Source organism: Burkholderia sp. B10, from assembly GCF_004368385.1.
GTDB lineage: Bacteria > Pseudomonadota > Gammaproteobacteria > Burkholderiales > Burkholderiaceae > Burkholderia > Burkholderia vietnamiensis.
In genome coordinates this window covers 62143-78468 of record NZ_PQMX01000013.1, presented here as the reverse complement: position 1 = coordinate 78468, position 16326 = coordinate 62143, and the positions used below count along the sequence as shown (strand labels likewise).

The following is a 16326-nucleotide window of genomic DNA, read 5'->3' as shown; positions in this document are numbered from 1 at the left end:
TGCGGAGATGGCGATGCAGAAGATCCTGGTCGCACGCCCGATTTTTCCGGACGTGATCGAACGGCTCGAACAGTATTTTGAAGTCGACTGGAACAACGGCGACGCGCTCGCGCCCGATGCGCTCGCCGCCCGGCTCGCCGACAAGGACGGCGCGCTGACGGCCGGCGACCCGATCGGCGCGGCCGCGCTCGCGGCGGCGCCGCGGCTGCGCGTCGTGTCGAACATGGCGGTCGGCTACAACAACTTCGACATGGCCGCGTTCAACGCGGCGAACGTGCTCGGCACCAACACGCCGGACGTGTTGAACGAGTCCACCGCCGATTTCGGCTGGGCGCTGATGATGGCCGCCGCGCGCCGGATCGCCGAATCCGAACACTGGCTGCGCGCCGGGCATTGGCGCAAATGGGCGTACGACGGCTTTCTCGGCAGCGACATCTACGGGTCGACGCTCGGCGTGATCGGGATGGGGCGCATCGGCCAGGCGCTCGCGCGCCGCGCGCGCGGCTTCGGGATGCAGGTGATCTATCACAACCGTTCGCGCGTCCCGCCGGAAATCGAGGCGGAGCTCGCCGCGCAGTACGTATCGAAGGACGAGCTGCTGGCGCGCGCCGATCACGTCGTGCTGGTGCTGCCGTACACGAAGGAGAACCACCACACGATCGGCGCGGCCGAGCTGGCGAAGATGAAGCGCACCGCGACGCTCACCAACATCGCGCGCGGCGGCATCGTCGACGACGCGGCGCTGGCCGTCGCGCTGCGCGACGGCACCATCGCCGCGGCCGGCCTCGACGTGTTCGAAGGCGAGCCGAGCGTGCACCCGGCGTTGCTGGAAGTGCCGAACGTCGTGCTGACGCCGCACATCGCGAGCGCCACCGAAAAGACGCGCCGCGCGATGGCGAACCTCGCCGCCGACAACCTGATCGCCGCGCTCGGCGAAGGGCCGCGCGCCGGCCAGCCGCCGAATCCGATCAACCCTGACGTGATCGGGAAGCCGCGCGCATGACCACGACGTTGTTGTTGGCGGCGATCGTCGTGCTGGCCGTCGCGCTGTCGGTGGCGGTGTTCGCGATGCTGCGCGGCGGCGGCCGCGACGATGCGGTCGTGCTCGGCGATCAGATCGAGGACGCCGCGCATGCGCAGGCGCTCGCAATCGAGCGGCTCGAACGCGAGCTGCGCGGCGAGATCGTCGACAACGCGCGCGGCTCGCGCACCGAGCTGGCCGGCAGTTTCTCGCAGCTGCAGCAGACGCTCGCGACGCAGCTCACGAGCATCGCGACCGTGCAGAACAACCAGATCGACGGCTTCGCGCAACAGCTCGCTAAGCTCGTCGCCGGCAACGCGCAGCAGTTCGACGCGATGCGCGAAAGCGTGCAGCGCCAGGCGCAGCAGGCGCGCGAGGAGCAGACGGTCGCGCTGCGGCTGTTCGGCGACACGCTGAACCGGCAGCTCACGCAACTGACCGAGGCCAACGACCGCCGGATCGGCGAAGTGCGCGCGACGCTCGAGCAGCGGCTGAAGGAAATCGAGACGAACAACGCGGCGAAGCTCGAGGAGATGCGCCGCACCGTCGACGAGAAGTTGCATGCGACGCTCGAACAGCGGCTCGGCGAATCGTTCAAGCTCGTCTCGGATCGTCTCGAGCAGGTGCACCGCGGCCTCGGCGAAATGCAGACGCTGGCGGCCGGCGTCGGCGACCTGAAGAAGGTGCTGACCAACGTGAAGACGCGCGGCACGTGGGGCGAGGTGCAGCTCGAGGCGTTGCTCGAGCAGATGCTCACGCCCGACCAGTACGCGAAGAACGTCGCGACCGTGCCGAAGAGCAGCGAACGCGTCGAATTCGCGATCCGGCTGCCTGGCCGCGACGCCGGCACGCGCGACGCGGCGCCGGTATGGCTGCCGATCGACGCGAAATTCCCGCGCGAGGACTACGAGCGGCTGATCGACGCGCAGGAGCGCGCCGATGCGGCGGCCGTCGAAGAAGCGGGGCGTGCGCTCGAAGCGCGGGTGCGGATGGAAGCGCGCACGATTGCCGAGAAATACGTCGCACCGCCGCACACCACCGATTTCGCGCTGCTGTTCCTGCCGACCGAGGGGCTCTATGCGGAGATCCTGCGCCGGCCGGGGCTGACCGACCTGCTGCAGCGCGACTACCGCGTGACGGTGGCCGGGCCGACGACGTTGACGGCGCTGCTCAACAGCCTGCAGATGGGGTTCCGCACGCTCGCGATCGAGCAGCGTTCGAGCGAGGTGTGGCAGGTGCTCGGTGCGGTGAAGAGCGAGTTCGGCAAGTTCGGCGATGTGCTCGCGCGCACGAAGGCGCAGCTCGAAACGGTCACGCGCTCGATCGAGGCGGCCGAGCAGCGCACTCGCGTGATGGGCCGCAAGCTGAAGCAGGTCGAGGCGTTGCCCGACGAGACGGCCGCTGGCCTGCTCGGCGCGCAGGCCGCCGACGGCGCCGATGCCGACGATGCGTAGAGCGAAGCCCCACGCGCGCGGCTGAAGCGCGCTGAAACGAACGACGGGCGCCGTGGCGCCCGTCTTCTTTTGCGGCAGCGGTAGCGGCCGCGTAGCCGCGAGCGTTGCGCGTTCAGCGCGCGGCGAGCGCGTGAAGCGCGTCGCCGGTCATGCGCACGATGCGCCAGTCGGGCAGCACGGTCGCGCCCATCTTCTCGTAGAAGTCGATCGCGGGGCGGTTCCAGTCGAGTACCGACCAATCGAAGCGCGCGCAGCGGCGCTCGACGGCGAGCGCGGCGAGGTGCCGCAACATCGCGGTGCCGAGCCCCGTGCCGCGTTGCGCCGGCTGCACGTACAGATCCTCGAGATACAGGCCGCGACGGCCGACGAACGTCGAATAGTTGTGGAAGAACAGCGCATACGCGACGATCGCGCCGTCCAGTTCGGCGACCAGCGCCTCGGCGGCCGGCCGTTCGCCGAACAGCGCGTCGGCCAGATCGGCCTCGGTCGCGACGAACAGGTGCGTGAGCTTCTCGAACTCGGCGAGCTCGCGCATCAGCGCGACGATCGCGCCGACATCGCGCGCTTCGGCCGGGCGGATCGGCGCTGCGCCGCTCACGCTTCCTCCGGCGGGTCGGACAGCACGATCTCGATGCCGCCGAAACGCGACGCGACCCAGTTGTACGCGTGGCATGCGATCCACAGCAGCACGAAGCCGAGGATCGCGTTCAGCAGCAGCGCGCTGAGGATCGTGCTGAGCTCGACCATCCCGTAGCGGATGTATGCGACCAGGATGCCGAGCAGCACGATCGGCACGCTGAACGTCAGGTAGACGAGGATCAGCGCCTTCGCGGTCTGCCCCGCGGCGATCGACGAGATTTGTTTCTTCATGTGTGGATTGCCCCCGTAGAGATATACCGATTGGAATTCAGATCAGGCCGTCGAGCGGCAGGATGTCGACCGGGGCGCCCGCGTCGACCGCCGCGCAGTCGTGGCCCAGGACGATGAAACAGTTCGCGGCCGCGAGGCCGCTCAGCGATGCGGAGCTCTGCGAGCCGGCCGGTGCGACGTGCCAGCGGCCGTCGGCCGCACGCGTCGCGATGGCGCGCAGGTATTCGGTGCGGCCCGGCCGCTTGTTCAGCCGCTGCGTGCTGAATGCGGCGTACATCGCCGGCGGTGGTGTCTGCGCGCCGGCCAGCGCGAGCAGCGCCGGGCGCACGATCGCGTAGAACGTCACGGCGGACGCGACCGGGTTGCCGGGCAGCCCGAAGAACAGCGTATGGCCGGCATCGCCGGCGGCGCGTGCGAGCGTGCCGCACGCGAGCGGCCGGCCGGGCCGCAGTGCGAGGCTCGCGAACGTCACGTCGCCGAGCCGCGTCATCACGTCCCGCGTGAAGTCCGCTTCGCCGACCGATACGCCGCCCGACGTGATCACCGCGTCGGCGCCTGCGGCGACCGCATCGCGCAGCGCGCGTTCGAGCGCCGCCGGATCGTCGCGAACGATGCCGAGATCGAGCGCGTCGAGGTGCAGCCGTTCGAGCATCGCGACCAGCATGGCGCGGTTGCTGTCGTACAGCGTGCCGTCCGCGCGCGGCTGGCCCGGTTCGCGCAGCTCGTCGCCGGTCGAGAACACGGCGACCCGCACGCGGCGGCGCACCGTGACCTCGCGCAGCCCGAACGACGCGAGCAGGCCGAGATCGGACGGACGCAGGATGCGGCCGGCGGCCAGCGCGCATGCGCCGCGCGCGAGATCCTCGCCGGCCTTGCGGCAATTCGCGCCGCGCGCGACGTCGTGCGCGGCGAAGCGGACGACGTCGCCCGCCACGCGCACGCGTTCCTGCGGAATGACGGTGTCGCAGCCGGCCGGCATCGGCGCGCCGGTCATGATGCAGATGCAGGCGCCGGGTGCGACGACGCCGTCGAACGGATGGCCGGCGAGCGCCGTGCCGGCGACCGTCAGCGCGATCTCGGCCGATGCGGCGGCCATGCTCGCGCCGCCGTCGAACGCATAGCCGTCCATCGCGGAATTGTCGTAAGCGGGAATGTCGAACGGCGCGTTCACGTCGGCCGCGAGCACGCGGTCGAGCGCATCGTGCAGCGACACGATGTCGCACGCGTCGACCGGCACCGCGAAGCGGCACGCGAGCGCCTGCGCATCGGCGAGCGACAGCGGAGCAGCGGAAGCGGGTGCGGGTGGGGAGGCGGACGAAGGTTGCGTGATCATCGGTCGGACTGCGCCGCAAGGCGTATCGGGTTCGTGGCCGGTGGCGCGAAAGGAGCGCCTGAGCGCGGACGCGCATGCGGCGGGCGGAAAACGCGGCCGATGCCGTCAGCGGCGGGCCAGCGCGGCGAGTTCCTGCCAGGAGTTGGCATTGTAAAACGCACGCTCGTCGCGAAACTCGACTTCGACCGTCTTGTGGCGTGCGTACCACGCACGCACCTTGCGCTCGCCGGCTGCGAGCGCGGCGGCGAGGTCGTCGGCGAGCGACGTGCGCAGCAGCGCGAAGGTCGGCTGCGGCGAGCGCGCGTGCTGGGCGTCGACGGTCACGGCCATCGCGATGTCGGCCCGATGCGCGTCGAAGGCCGCGTGCAGTCGCGCGACGAGGTCGGTCGGCAGGTGGGGCGTATCGCACGGCGCACAGACCACGAGCGGCGCGCGCGCCGCGCGCATGCCGGCGAGCAGCCCGGCGAGCGGGCCCGCGAAGTCCAGGGTTTCGTCCGGCACGACGCGCGCTCCGAACGGCGCGCCGAGTTCGGCATAGCGATCGGCGTTGCGATTCGCGCTGATCACCATCTCGTCGACCTGGCCGGCGAGCCGGCGCAGCACGTGCAAGGCGAGCGGCGTGCCGTCGAGCAGCTGGAGGCCCTTGTCGGCCCCGTCCATGCGCGTCGCGCGTCCGCCGGCGAGCAGCAGGCCGGTGATCGAAGGCGTGACGGAAGCGGGCATCGTGACGGGGGAGGCGGGGCGCGGCGCGTCAGCCGCCGATGTACGACATTTCGACGCGCTTGCCCGCGCTGTCGGGCGCGGCGCTGCCGGCGGCGCTGCCGCGCAGCTGCGAATAGCGGTCGGTGCGGGCCTGCCAGATGCGGGCGATCGCAGTCGCGATCTCCGCGTCGCTCGCGCCGCCGCGCACCAGCGCGCGCAGGTCGTGGCCGCTCGATGCGAACAGGCACAGGTACAGCTTGCCTTCGGTCGACAGCCGCGCGCGCGTGCAGTCGCCGCAGAAGGCCTGCGTGACGCTGGAGATCACGCCGATCTCGCCGCGGCCGTCCGCATAGCCCCAGCGCTGCGCCGTCTCGGCGGCCGTGTGTGGCTCGAGCGGCACGAGCGGGAAGTGCTCGGCGATGCGCGCGACCACCTCCGCCGACGGCAGCACTTCGGTCATGTTCCAGCCGTTCGACGTGCCGACGTCCATGTATTCGATGAAGCGCAGGATCACGCCGGTGCCGCGAAAACGCTCGGCCATCGGCACGATCTCCGTGTCGTTGGTGCCGCGCTTCACGACCATGTTGACCTTGACCGGCGCGAGGTCCACGGCCTGGGCGGCGAAGATGCCGTCGAGCACGTCGGCGCTGGCGAAGTCGGCGTCGTTCATGCGCTTGAACAGCGCGTCGTCGAGCGCGTCGAGGCTGACCGTCACGCGCGTGAGGCCGGCCTCCTTCAGCGCGCGCGCCTTGCGCGCGAGCAGCGAGCCGTTGGTGGTCAGCGTGACGTCGAGCGGGCGGCCGTCGTGGGTGGTGAGGCGCGCGAGGCGCTCGATCAGGAATTCGAGGTTCTTGCGCAGCAGCGGCTCGCCGCCGGTGATCCGGATCTTCTCGACGCCGTGTGCGACGAACAGCCGCGCCACGCGCTCGATCTCTTCGTGCGTGAGCAGCGCGCTGTGCGGCAGGAACGGGTAGTCCTTGTCGAACACGTCGCGCGGCATGCAGTAGACGCACCGGAAGTTGCAGCGGTCCGTCACCGAGATGCGCAGGTCGCGCAGCGGCCTGGCGAACCTGTCGGTCAGCGCGCCGTCGGGCGTGTGCGCGACGCCGGAGATATCGGGCATCGCGCTGACGTCGGCGAGGGGAATGATGCGTCGGGACATATCTAAAGAAGTGCGAGCCGGGCTTGTATTCTAGCCGCAAGCGGTGTTTCGGGCTGGTGAGCGCAAACCCGCGGTACGAAAAAGAAAAAGCCCGCCGAAGCGGGCTTTCTCGGGCTGCGACGCGCTTAACGCTGCGACGTCTCGACCTGCTGCATCGGGGTCGAATCGGCCGGCGGCAGCGGCTTGCGTTCGCGCGGCACGCGGGCCGCGCGCGGCAGGCGCGATGCGGCTTCCTGGGCGGCGCGGAACTTGTCGGCGTCGGTGTTCACCCACACCAGACCGGCCTGTTCCAGTACGACCTCGAGGCCGGCCGAAACGGGCGCAGCAGCCGCAGGAGCCGGCGTCGCGGGTGCCGGCGCTGCAACGGTTTCGACCGGGGCAGCTTCGACGCGAGCAGCTTCGACCGGTGCCGCTTCGACGCGAGCCGGTTCGGCCGGGGCCGGTGCGGCTTCGACTGCGACGACCGGTGCCGGCGCGGCGTGCTCGACGGGCGCGGACTGCGGCGCTTCGACGGCAGCCGGCTCGGCCGGCACTTCGAATGCGTCGGTCGGCGAAACCGCGACCGGCGCCGGGCCTGCTTCCACAGCGGCGGCCGGGGCGACCGATGCCGTTGCGGCTGCCGGAGCGGCGATGGCCGGCTCCAGCGGCGCGACCGGCGTCGCTTCGACGCGTACCGGTGCCGGTTGCGGCTCGACTGCGGCCGGTGCGGCGGCTTCGGCGTGCTGCTCGACCGCGGTTTCGGCCACGACGGCGCCTGCTGCCGCGACGGCAGCCACGGCGACCGGTGCAGCCGCTGCGGCCGTATGAGCCGGTGCTGCTGCGCTCGACTCGGTCGCTACTTCCTGCACGGCGGCTTCATCGCCGACGCCTTGCTCGGCGACTGCGCCTTCTTCCTCGCGTTCGCGACGACCGCCACGGCGGCCGCGGCGGCGACGGCGACGTTCCTCGCCACTGGCTTCCGCGTCGGCTGCCGCATCTGCGCCGGGCAGCGCAACTGCGGCGGCCTGGTCGGCTTCCTCGTCCGGATGGTTTTCGCCACGGTTGACCGTCTCGAGCGTCGCCGCGTGTTGGGTCGGCTTACGGCGCTCACCGCGCTCGCCGCGTTCACCACGCTCGCGACGTTCGCCGCGTTCCTGGCGCTCGCCGCGCCCGGCTGCGTCGCCGGCTTCCAACTGCTCGGCGCGCTCGCGCGGTTCACGGGGTTCGCGGGCCTCGCGCGGCTCGCGGATTTCACGCGGTTCACGCGGCTCGCGGCCTTCGCGCGGGCCTCGGCCTTCGCGACCTTCGCGGCCCTCACGACCTTCGCGGTTCTCGCGCGGTTCGCGGCCTTCACGCGGCTCGCGAGCCTCGCGCGGTTCACGACCTTCGCGCGGTTCACGCGGCTCGCGCGCTTCCTTGCCTTCGCGCTCGAGGCGCGGCGATTGGCCGCGGCCTGCCGGTGCCTGGTCGCGTCCGCCCTGAGCCTGCGGGCCGCCACGACGGTTACGGTTGCGATCGCCGCCGCGCTGCTCCGACTTCTCGGTGCGCTCGCGGGCCGGACGGGCAGCCGGTTCGCTGACCGGGGCCGGTGCGACCGGCGCGGGCGCCGGTGCCGCCGCCGGCGCCATGCCGAACAGGCCCTTCAGCCAGCCGATGAAGCCGCCGCTCGCCGGCGCGACCGGAGCCGGAGCGGGCGCCGGTGCGGCCGCGACCGGCTCGGCCGGGCGCGGCGCTGCCGGGCTCGGCGCCGGACGTTCGGGCGTGATGCCCTTGACCGCCGCTTCCTGCTTCGGCTTCACGTCGGCCGTGCGCTTGCTGTAGCCGGTTTCCGACTCCAGCTCGCGCGCCGCTTCCTCGGCCATCTTCCACGACGCACGCGGGTCGTCGAGGCGCGCGTCGTCGTGACGCAGGCGTTCGAGCTTGTAGTGCGGCGTATCGAGGTGCTTGTTCGGGATCAGCACGATGCCGACCTTGAAGCGCGACTCGATCTTGTTGATTTCCTGACGCTTTTCGTTGAGCAGGAAGGCGGTCACTTCGACCGGCACCTGGCAATGGATCGCCGCGGTGTTTTCCTTCATCGCTTCTTCCTGAATGATCCGCAGCACCTGCAGCGCGGACGATTCGGTGTCGCGGATGTGGCCCGTGCCGTTGCAGCGCGGGCACGTCACGTGGCTGCCTTCCGACAGCGCCGGACGCAGGCGCTGGCGCGACAGCTCCATCAGGCCGAAGCGGGAGATCTTGCCCATCTGCACGCGTGCACGGTCGTGCTTGAGCGCGTCTTTCAGGCGCTGCTCGACTTCGCGCTGGCTCTTGGCCGACTCCATGTCGATGAAGTCGATCACGATCAGGCCGCCGAGGTCGCGCAGGCGCAGCTGGCGGGCCACTTCGTCGGCGGCTTCCAGGTTCGTGCGCGTCGCCGTTTCCTCGATGTCGGCGCCCTTGGTCGCGCGCGCCGAGTTCACGTCGATCGCGACGAGCGCCTCGGTGTGGTCGATCACGATCGCGCCGCCCGACGGCAGCGGCACCGTGCGCGAGTAGGCCGTTTCGATCTGGTGCTCGATCTGGAAGCGCGAGAACAGCGGCACGTCGTCGTGGTAGCGCTTCACCTTCGACACGTTGTCCGGCATCACGATGTCCATGAACGCACGGGCCTGATCGTAGATCTCGGTCGTGTCGATCAGGATTTCGCCGATATCGGGCTGGAAATAGTCGCGGATCGCGCGGATCACGAGGCTCGATTCCAGATAGATCAACATCGGCTGACCCGAGTTACCGCTTTGCGACGCCGCTTCGATCGCGCGCCACAGCTGCAGCAGGTAGTTCAGGTCCCATTGCAGTTCCTCGGCGCTGCGGCCGATGCCCGCGGTACGGGCGATCATGCTCATGCCGTCCGGAATCTGCAGCTGCGCCATGGTTTCGCGCAATTCCTGACGCTCGTCGCCTTCGATCCGGCGCGACACGCCGCCGCCGCGCGGGTTGTTCGGCATCAGCACCAGGTAGCGGCCGGCGAGCGAGATGAAGGTCGTGAGCGCCGCGCCCTTGTTGCCGCGCTCCTCCTTCTCGACCTGGACGATCAGCTCCTGGCCCTCGCGCAGCGCATCCTGGATGCGCGCGGAGCGCATGTCGATGCCTTCCTTGAAGTACTGGCGGGCGACTTCCTTGAACGGCAGGAAGCCGTGGCGGTCTTCGCCGTAGTTGACGAAGCACGCTTCGAGCGACGGCTCGATGCGGGTCACGACACCTTTGTAGATATTGCCTTTGCGCTGTTCGCGCCCGGCTGTCTCGATGTCGATGTCGATGAGCTTTTGCCCATCGACGATGGCGACGCGCAGCTCCTCCTGCTGCGTCGCATTGAACAGCATGCGTTTCATGAACGACTCCAGGCGGCTCTACTGCCGGCGCCTCGCGGTTTTGTCAGTCGCGAGAGCGGGGACGACGGCAGGCCGCACCTTGTTGTGTTGTCACGAGCACGCTGGAGCGGGAAGGATGGCGGGGAGAATTGCCTGAAGAGGCGCTTGGGCCCGAAACATGGGGCCGGCGGCCATAGGGCACCTGCGAACACGGCTTCAAAGCAGGCGTCCACACACCGCACGCTGCACAAGCGCGCTAAGCCTGAGGCCGGGGCACTGCCACGGGGCGCGCGCAATGCGTCGCGCGCGCCGACGGGCGGCAGATGCTGCGGCTTGGGCCGCAGCGGGGAGTATCGAATCCAGCCCGACTTTCCCGCCTGGGGTGTACTTCCCTGGTTTGACGTCGCCAAGCCCCGCACGCTTCGCGGGGCCAAATCGGGCGCAACGCCGTAATTTTCGCAACCGGCAGCCTGCGGACGCACTTCGCGCCGTCGGGCTGCCGATCAAATTCTTTTCAACCAACTTTCCGTTACCGCGGCGCCTTGCCGACCGAATTCGCCTGTGGGCGCGATCCTTGCCGACGAGCGGCGCCGTGCGTGCAACTTGCTGCATCTCTTTGGTTAAGGGCGAGCAGCAGACCCCCGGCGCAAGTAAAATAGCGGTTTGCGCTTGCGCCTTGCCCGATTCAGCCGGGGCCGGCCTGTCAGGCCACCCTCAACGTCAGGCTGGGCAAAATTATATTCAGTATGAATGAGTTAGGCAAAATATCCCAGAATTCGGTCGCAAGCGGTCAGGTATCGATGATCGAGATCGACGAAAACTCGGCCGGTCAGCGGATCGACAACTTCCTGTTGCGCGTCTGTAAGGGCGTGCCCAAGAGCCATATCTACCGGATCCTGCGCAGCGGCGAAGTGCGCGTGAACAAGGGCCGGGTCGACGCCCAGTACCGTCTCGCGCTCGGCGACCTCGTGCGCGTGCCGCCCGTGCGGGTGGCGGCGGCCGATCTGGCCCGCGCCGAAACTCCGATCGTCCCGCCCGCGCAGTTCGACGTGCTGTACGAGGACGACGCGATGCTTGTCATCAACAAGCCGGCCGGCGTCGCCGTGCATGGCGGCAGCGGCGTCGCGTTCGGCGTGATCGAACAGATGCGGCAGGCGCGCCCGCGCGCGAAGTTCCTCGAACTGGTGCACCGGCTCGATCGCGAGACGTCCGGGATCCTGATGCTCGCGAAGAAGCGCACGGCGCTGGTGGGGCTGCACGAGCAGATCCGTGAAAACCGGATGGACAAGCGCTATTTCGCCTGCGGACACGGCCAGTGGCAGCCCGATTGGGGGCGTCGCCGGGTGGTGAAGGCGCCGCTCTTCAAGTATTCGACCGCGGAAGGCGAGCGGCGCGTGCGCGTGCAGGACGACGGCCTGCCGTCGCACACGGTGTTCAACCTGATCGAGCGCTGGCCCGACTACGCGCTCGTCGAAGCGGAACTCAAAACGGGTCGGACCCATCAGATCCGTGTGCATCTCGCGCATCTCGGCTTGCCCATCGCGGGCGACGCCAAGTATGGCGATTTCGCCCTGAACAAGGCGCTGGCGCGCGCGAACGCGCAGCCGTCGCTCAAACGGATGTTCCTGCACGCGTACCGTCTGAAGCTCGCGCATCCGCTGAGCGGCGAGCCGCTGCAGTTCGATGCGCCGCTGCCGGACGAATGCCGGCGCTTTCTCGATCAACTCAGCGCTCTGCGCGATACCGCGTGACTCGCATGGCCCGACAGCAATTTGATCTGATCGTCTTCGACTGGGACGGCACGCTGATGGATTCGACTGCGCACATCGCGTACAGCATCCAGGCCGCGTGCCGCGATCTCGGCCTGCCCGCGCCGTCCGACGAGGCGTCCCGCTACGTGATCGGCCTCGGCCTGCGCGATGCGCTGCAGATCGCCGCGCCGAGCCTCGATCCGTCCGACTATCCGCGGCTCGCCGAGCGCTACCGCTACCACTACCTGCTGGACGACCAGCGCATCGAGCTGTTTGCCGGCGTGCGCGAACTGCTCGCGGAATTGCGCGACGTGGGCTACCTGCTCGCGGTCGCGACCGGCAAGGGGCGCGTGGGCCTGAACCGCGTGCTCGACCAGTCGAAGCTGACGAGCCTGTTCGACGCGACCCGCTGCGCGGACGAAACGTTCTCGAAGCCGCACCCGGCGATGCTGCACGAACTGTCCCGCGAACTGGGGCAGGATCTGGCGCGCACCGTGATGATCGGCGACACGACGCACGACCTGCAGATGGCGGCAAGTGCCGGGGCGGCCGGCGTTGGCGTGTCGTACGGTGCGCATACGGCCGACGCGCTGGCCGCGCTGGCGCCGCGCTTCGTCGCGCCGGACGTCGTCGCGCTCGCGGCGTGGCTGCGGGAGCACGCATGAGTGCGGCGCCGGCCGCCGTGCGCGTCTGCGCATCGGACGCGCTCGCCGACGGCGGCACCGGCGTGCGCGTCGACGCGACGCTGCGCGGCGAGCAGGCGGTCGTGTTCTTCGTCCGCTACGAGGGCCGTGCCTACGGTTACCTGAACCGCTGCGCGCACGTGCCGATGGAGCTCGACTGGGCCGAAGGGCAGTTCTTCGAATCGTCCGGGCTCTATCTGATGTGCGCGACGCACGGCGCCATTTATGCGCCCGATACGGGAAAGTGCGTGGGCGGCCCGTGCCGCGGCGCTCGGCTGCGGCCGGTCGAGGTCGACGAGCGCGACACGCCCGACGGGCGCGCGGTTTTCTGGGTGCCGGATGCCGACCTGGTGCCCGCTGCGCCGCCTTCCGCCACGACCGACTGACGACACCACTTCAGACACCACTTCATGGCCGACCAACCGACTACTCCCGATTCCTCGTCCCGTCCCGACCCCCGCGAGCCCAACTGGGAGCGCGCGGCGCTCGAGCGGATCGCGCTGGCGGCCGTCAAGGAACAGCGCGCGGCGCGGCGCTGGAAGATCTTCTTCCGGTTCGCGTTCCTCGGCGTGTTCGCGCTGCTCGCGTTCGCGCTGATCGATTTCTCGGGCGACTCGAAGTTCTCCAGCGGGCGCCACACGGCGCTGGTGACGATCGACGGTGAAATCGCGGCCGGCACCAATGCGAACGCCGAAGACATCAACACCGCGCTGGATGCCGCGTTCGACGACGACGGCACGGCCGGCGTCGTGCTGCGGATCAACAGCCCGGGCGGCAGCCCGGTGCAGGCCGGGATGGTTTACGACGAGATCCGCCGGCTGCGCAAGACGTATCCGGACAAGCCGCTGTACGTGGTCGTGACCGACATCTGCGCATCGGGCGGCTATTACATTGCGTCCGCCGCCGACAAGATCTTCGTCGACAAGGCGAGCATCGTCGGCTCGATCGGCGTGCTGATGGACGGTTTCGGCTTCACCGGGCTGATGAGCAAGCTCGGCGTCGAGCGCCGCCTGCATACGTCGGGCGAAAACAAGGGCTTCTACGATCCGTTCTCGCCCGAGACGCCGAAGATGGACGCCCATGCGCAGGCGCTGCTCGATCAGGTCCATGCGCAGTTCATCAAGGCCGTGAAGGACGGCCGCGGCAAGCGGCTGCACGAGACGCCCGACATGTTCTCGGGCCTGTTCTGGACCGGCGAGAAGAGCGTCGAACTCGGCCTCGCCGACGGCTACGGCACGACCGACACGGTCGCGCGCGACGTGCTGAAGGCGCCGGATCTGGTCGACTACACGGTGAAGGAAAGCATCACGAACCGCGTCGCCCGCAAGTTCGGCGCGGCGGCCGGCGGGGCGGCGATGAAGGCGCTCGGCGCGGCCGGCACGTCGTTCAGCCTGCGCTGAACGGCGGTACGCGGCGCGCTGCAAGCGCGGCCCGGCGCCCGAGCCGCCCGCGCCGCCCGCCGAGCGGCGGCGCGCGCCACGTGCGCCGTCAGTTCGCGAGCAGCAGGAAGATCGCCGGGCGCTTGTGCAGATTCGGCGCGGCCGCCTTTTTCCAGTCCGCCGCGGTGCGGCTCGCGATCGTCTCGGTTTCGAGCGTCAGATCGGCCGCGACGCAGATCTGGGTCGACGGCGCACAGGTCGCCACGAGTGTGTCGAGCATCGCCTGGTTGCGGTAGGGCGTCTCGATGAAGATCTGCGTCTGCCGGGCCTTGCGCGACAGTTGCTCGAGCTCGCGCAGGCGCTTCGCGCGCGTGGCCGCGTCGACCGGCAGATAGCCGTTGAACGCGAAGCTTTGGCCGTTCAGGCCCGATGCCATCAGCGCGAGCAGGATCGAGCTCGGCCCGACCAGCGGCACGACCTTCACGCCGCGCTCGTGCGCGCGGCGCACCAGCAGCGCGCCGGGGTCGGCCACCGCGGGGCAGCCGGCCTCGGACACGAGCCCGGCATCGGCGCCCGCCAGCACCGGCGCGAGCAGCCGGTCGATTGCGCCGGCCGGCGTATTGACGTTCAGTTCCTGAATGACGATCTCCTGGATCGGCCGCGTCGTGCCGATCTTCTTCAGGAACGCGCGCGTCGTTTTCGCGTTCTCGCCGATGTAATAGCCGAGCGTGCCGGCGCGCGCCTGCACGGCAGCCGGCAGCACCGCGGCGAGCATCGCGGCGTCGCCTTCGCCGAGCGTGTTGGGGACGAGATAGAGCGTGCCGGCCGTCATGCGCGGTCTCCGTGGTGGGCGAACAGCGGGTAGCCGGCGACGCGCAGCATCCGCGTGAGCGCGATCAGCGGCAGGCCGACGAGCGCGGTCGGGTCGTCGGAATCGATTGCATCGAGCAGCGCGATGCCGAGCCCTTCGGATTTCGCGCTGCCGGCCACGTCATACGGCGTCTCGGCGCGCAGATATGCGTCGAGCTCGGCTTCGGGCAGCGAGCGGAAGCGCACGCGCGTCACCACGTCCTCGCTCTGCGTGTTGCCGGTACGGCTGTCGTACAGGCTCAGCGCGCTGTGGAATTCGACGTCGCGGCCCTGCATCGACAGAAGCTGCGCGAGCGCGCGCTCGTGCGTGCCCGGCTTGCCGATCTGGAGGCCGTCGAACGTCGCGACCTGATCGGAGCCGATCACGAGCACGCCGTCGGGCGCGTCGATCGTCGCGGCGACCGCGCGCGCCTTCGCGGCGGCGAGCCGCAGCGCCGTCGCGGCCGGCGTTTCGCCCGCGAGCGGGGTTTCGTCGAGGTCGGGCGACACGGTGTCGAACGGTATGCCGAGGCGCTCGAGGAGCGCGCGGCGATAGCGGGAACTGGAGGCGAGAATCAGCCGCGGCGGGCGGCAAACGGTATCCGGCATGGTCGGTTGGGTCGGTGAATCGTCAGGTGTGATGCGGCGTTGCGCGGACGCAAGCATAAGTGATTGACCGCAAAAGGTAAAACAGGTATGCTTTCCCGCTTTTCGTCGACAGGCTTGCGCTGTGGTGGCGCCTGTCGGGTCTTCGGAATACAGTACGTCAACCGTGTGCGGCTCGTGTCGCGCATGAAAGAGAGCGGCGCCCAACGTGTGACGTCGGCCGAGCCGGATCCCGCAAGTCAGCCCGTGGACAGGAGCGCAACATGAACACTTCTTCTGGCAAGCCGGCGGCAGCGCTGGATCCGCACGCAGTCGACCTGTTCGAATTCGCCCGCAGCGGGCGGCAGGCGGCAGGTGCGACGCGGCTGTCCCAGCTGGCGCGCATGCTGAACGAAGTGCCGGCGGACGCGTCCGATCGCGACACGGTGTTCACGTGGCAGGCCGAAGGGTTCACCCAGAAGGAGCTGCAGGACGACGGCAGCGACGGCCAGCAGCCGTACCTGCGTCTCGCGGTGCACGGCCATGCGTGGCTCACGTGCCAGCGCTGCATGGCGCCGTACGACCAGACGTTCGACGTCGACATGACGTACCGCGTCGTGGCGACCGAAGAAGAAGCTGAAGAATTTCCGCTCGACGACGATGAAGCCGATGTGATCGTGGGCTCGCGCCAGTTCGATCTCGTCGACTTGATCGAAGAGGAGTTGCTGCTTTCGCTGCCGCTCGTGCCCAAGCACGAGGTTTGCCCGGCAGTTCACGAAAGCCTCGTGTCGGGTGTGAGCGGTCCTTCGGAAGATGCGGATGAAGCGTCCGCGGAAGACGAGGACGAAGGCAAACGGCCGAATCCGTTCGCAGCGCTGCAAGCGCTGAAGAAGGACGGGGACGGCGGCAACAAACACTAAGCAGTTGTGGCGCGGGAAGGCGTAAGGGCTTTGGGCCAGGGTAGTTAAGCGCCGGATCGGGCTGTGTTAGAATCCGGAAAATCAATTAGGAGTTAGTCATGGCAGTCCAGCAAAACAAGAAGTCGCCGTCGAAGCGCGGCATGCATCGTTCGCACGATTTCCTGACGGCAGCGCCGCTGGCAGTCGAGCCGAGCACGGGTGAAGTGCATCTGCGTCACCACGTCAGCCCGAACGGCTACTATCGCGGCAAGAAAGTCGTCAAGACGAAGAACGACTAAGCGTCAAGTC

Annotated in this window: 16 protein-coding genes; 8 read left to right on the top strand and 8 right to left on the bottom strand. The window is 69.2% G+C overall.

The window, feature by feature from the left end; genetic code table 11:
* Positions 1-13 precede the first annotated feature (13 nt).
* Positions 14-1003, top strand: coding sequence for a D-glycerate dehydrogenase (locus tag C3Y15_RS09585; protein WP_069246372.1), 990 nt, complete (start codon positions 14-16; stop codon positions 1001-1003).
* Positions 1000-2475 (top strand): DNA recombination protein RmuC, encoded by a 1476-nt coding sequence (gene rmuC / locus C3Y15_RS09580; RefSeq protein ID WP_011883921.1) that lies wholly within the window; start codon positions 1000-1002, stop codon positions 2473-2475. Before C3Y15_RS09585 ends, rmuC begins: the two co-directional genes overlap by 4 nt.
* A gap of 112 nt (positions 2476-2587) precedes the next feature.
* On the opposite strand, the gene C3Y15_RS09575 is transcribed toward rmuC, so the two are convergent.
* The 6 genes from C3Y15_RS09575 to C3Y15_RS09550 form a co-directional block, all read right to left on the bottom strand.
* Positions 2588-3073, bottom strand: a complete 486-nt coding sequence (locus tag C3Y15_RS09575) for a GNAT family N-acetyltransferase (RefSeq protein WP_069246176.1) — start codon at positions 3071-3073, stop codon at positions 2588-2590.
* Positions 3070-3345 carry a hypothetical protein gene (locus tag C3Y15_RS09570; RefSeq protein ID WP_006476519.1) on the bottom strand — a complete coding sequence of 92 codons (276 nt, stop codon included), beginning with the start codon at positions 3343-3345 and terminating at the stop codon, positions 3070-3072. The genes C3Y15_RS09575 and C3Y15_RS09570 overlap by 4 nt, the downstream gene beginning before the upstream one ends.
* Positions 3346-3382: 37 nt before the next feature.
* Positions 3383-4678: a gephyrin-like molybdotransferase Glp gene (glp, locus tag C3Y15_RS09565; protein WP_069246177.1), complete on the bottom strand. Its 1296-nt coding sequence runs from the start codon at positions 4676-4678 to the stop codon at positions 3383-3385.
* Between the two features lie 105 nt (positions 4679-4783).
* Positions 4784-5401 carry a molybdenum cofactor guanylyltransferase MobA gene (mobA, locus tag C3Y15_RS09560; RefSeq protein WP_059735240.1) on the bottom strand — a complete coding sequence of 206 codons (618 nt, stop codon included), beginning with the start codon at positions 5399-5401 and terminating at the stop codon, positions 4784-4786.
* A gap of 28 nt (positions 5402-5429) precedes the next feature.
* Entirely contained in the window at positions 5430-6542 is a 1113-nt protein-coding gene (gene moaA / locus C3Y15_RS09555) for a GTP 3',8-cyclase MoaA (RefSeq protein WP_069246178.1), read from the bottom strand.
* A gap of 125 nt (positions 6543-6667) precedes the next feature.
* A complete protein-coding gene (locus C3Y15_RS09550) occupies positions 6668-9892 on the bottom strand; it encodes an Rne/Rng family ribonuclease (protein ID WP_069246179.1) in 3225 nt (1074 codons plus the stop codon).
* Between the two features lie 725 nt (positions 9893-10617).
* On the opposite strand from C3Y15_RS09550, the gene C3Y15_RS09540 reads away from it, so the two are divergent.
* The 4 genes from C3Y15_RS09540 to C3Y15_RS09525 are packed head-to-tail and all read left to right on the top strand — an operon-like array spanning position 10618 to position 13705.
* Complete coding sequence (locus C3Y15_RS09540; RefSeq protein WP_011883933.1) at positions 10618-11622, top strand: RluA family pseudouridine synthase; 1005 nt, start codon at positions 10618-10620, stop codon at positions 11620-11622.
* A gap of 5 nt (positions 11623-11627) precedes the next feature.
* Positions 11628-12287 carry an HAD-IA family hydrolase gene (locus C3Y15_RS09535; RefSeq protein ID WP_011883934.1) on the top strand — a complete coding sequence of 220 codons (660 nt, stop codon included), beginning with the start codon at positions 11628-11630 and terminating at the stop codon, positions 12285-12287.
* A complete protein-coding gene (locus C3Y15_RS09530) occupies positions 12284-12691 on the top strand; it encodes a Rieske 2Fe-2S domain-containing protein (RefSeq protein WP_011883935.1) in 408 nt (135 codons plus the stop codon). Before C3Y15_RS09535 ends, C3Y15_RS09530 begins: the two co-directional genes overlap by 4 nt.
* A gap of 24 nt (positions 12692-12715) precedes the next feature.
* Positions 12716-13705, top strand: coding sequence for a S49 family peptidase (locus tag C3Y15_RS09525; RefSeq protein ID WP_014722714.1), 990 nt, complete (start codon positions 12716-12718; stop codon positions 13703-13705).
* Positions 13706-13793: 88 nt separating this feature from the next.
* Here C3Y15_RS09525 and C3Y15_RS09520 read toward each other — a convergent pair whose 3' ends face one another.
* Together C3Y15_RS09520 and C3Y15_RS09515 are read right to left on the bottom strand one after the other, a co-directional pair.
* A complete protein-coding gene (locus tag C3Y15_RS09520) occupies positions 13794-14516 on the bottom strand; it encodes an SAM-dependent methyltransferase (protein ID WP_059735236.1) in 723 nt (240 codons plus the stop codon).
* Complete coding sequence (locus C3Y15_RS09515; protein ID WP_034194220.1) at positions 14513-15142, bottom strand: Maf-like protein; 630 nt, start codon at positions 15140-15142, stop codon at positions 14513-14515. Before C3Y15_RS09515 ends, C3Y15_RS09520 begins: the two co-directional genes overlap by 4 nt.
* A gap of 260 nt (positions 15143-15402) precedes the next feature.
* Here C3Y15_RS09515 and C3Y15_RS09510 point away from each other — a divergent pair, with 260 nt between their 5' ends.
* Together C3Y15_RS09510 and rpmF are read left to right on the top strand one after the other, a co-directional pair.
* A complete protein-coding gene (locus C3Y15_RS09510) occupies positions 15403-16038 on the top strand; it encodes a DUF177 domain-containing protein (RefSeq protein WP_011883952.1) in 636 nt (211 codons plus the stop codon).
* A gap of 98 nt (positions 16039-16136) precedes the next feature.
* Complete coding sequence (rpmF, locus tag C3Y15_RS09505) at positions 16137-16316, top strand: 50S ribosomal protein L32 (protein ID WP_006051932.1); 180 nt, start codon at positions 16137-16139, stop codon at positions 16314-16316.
* Positions 16317-16326: the final 10 nt, after the last annotated feature.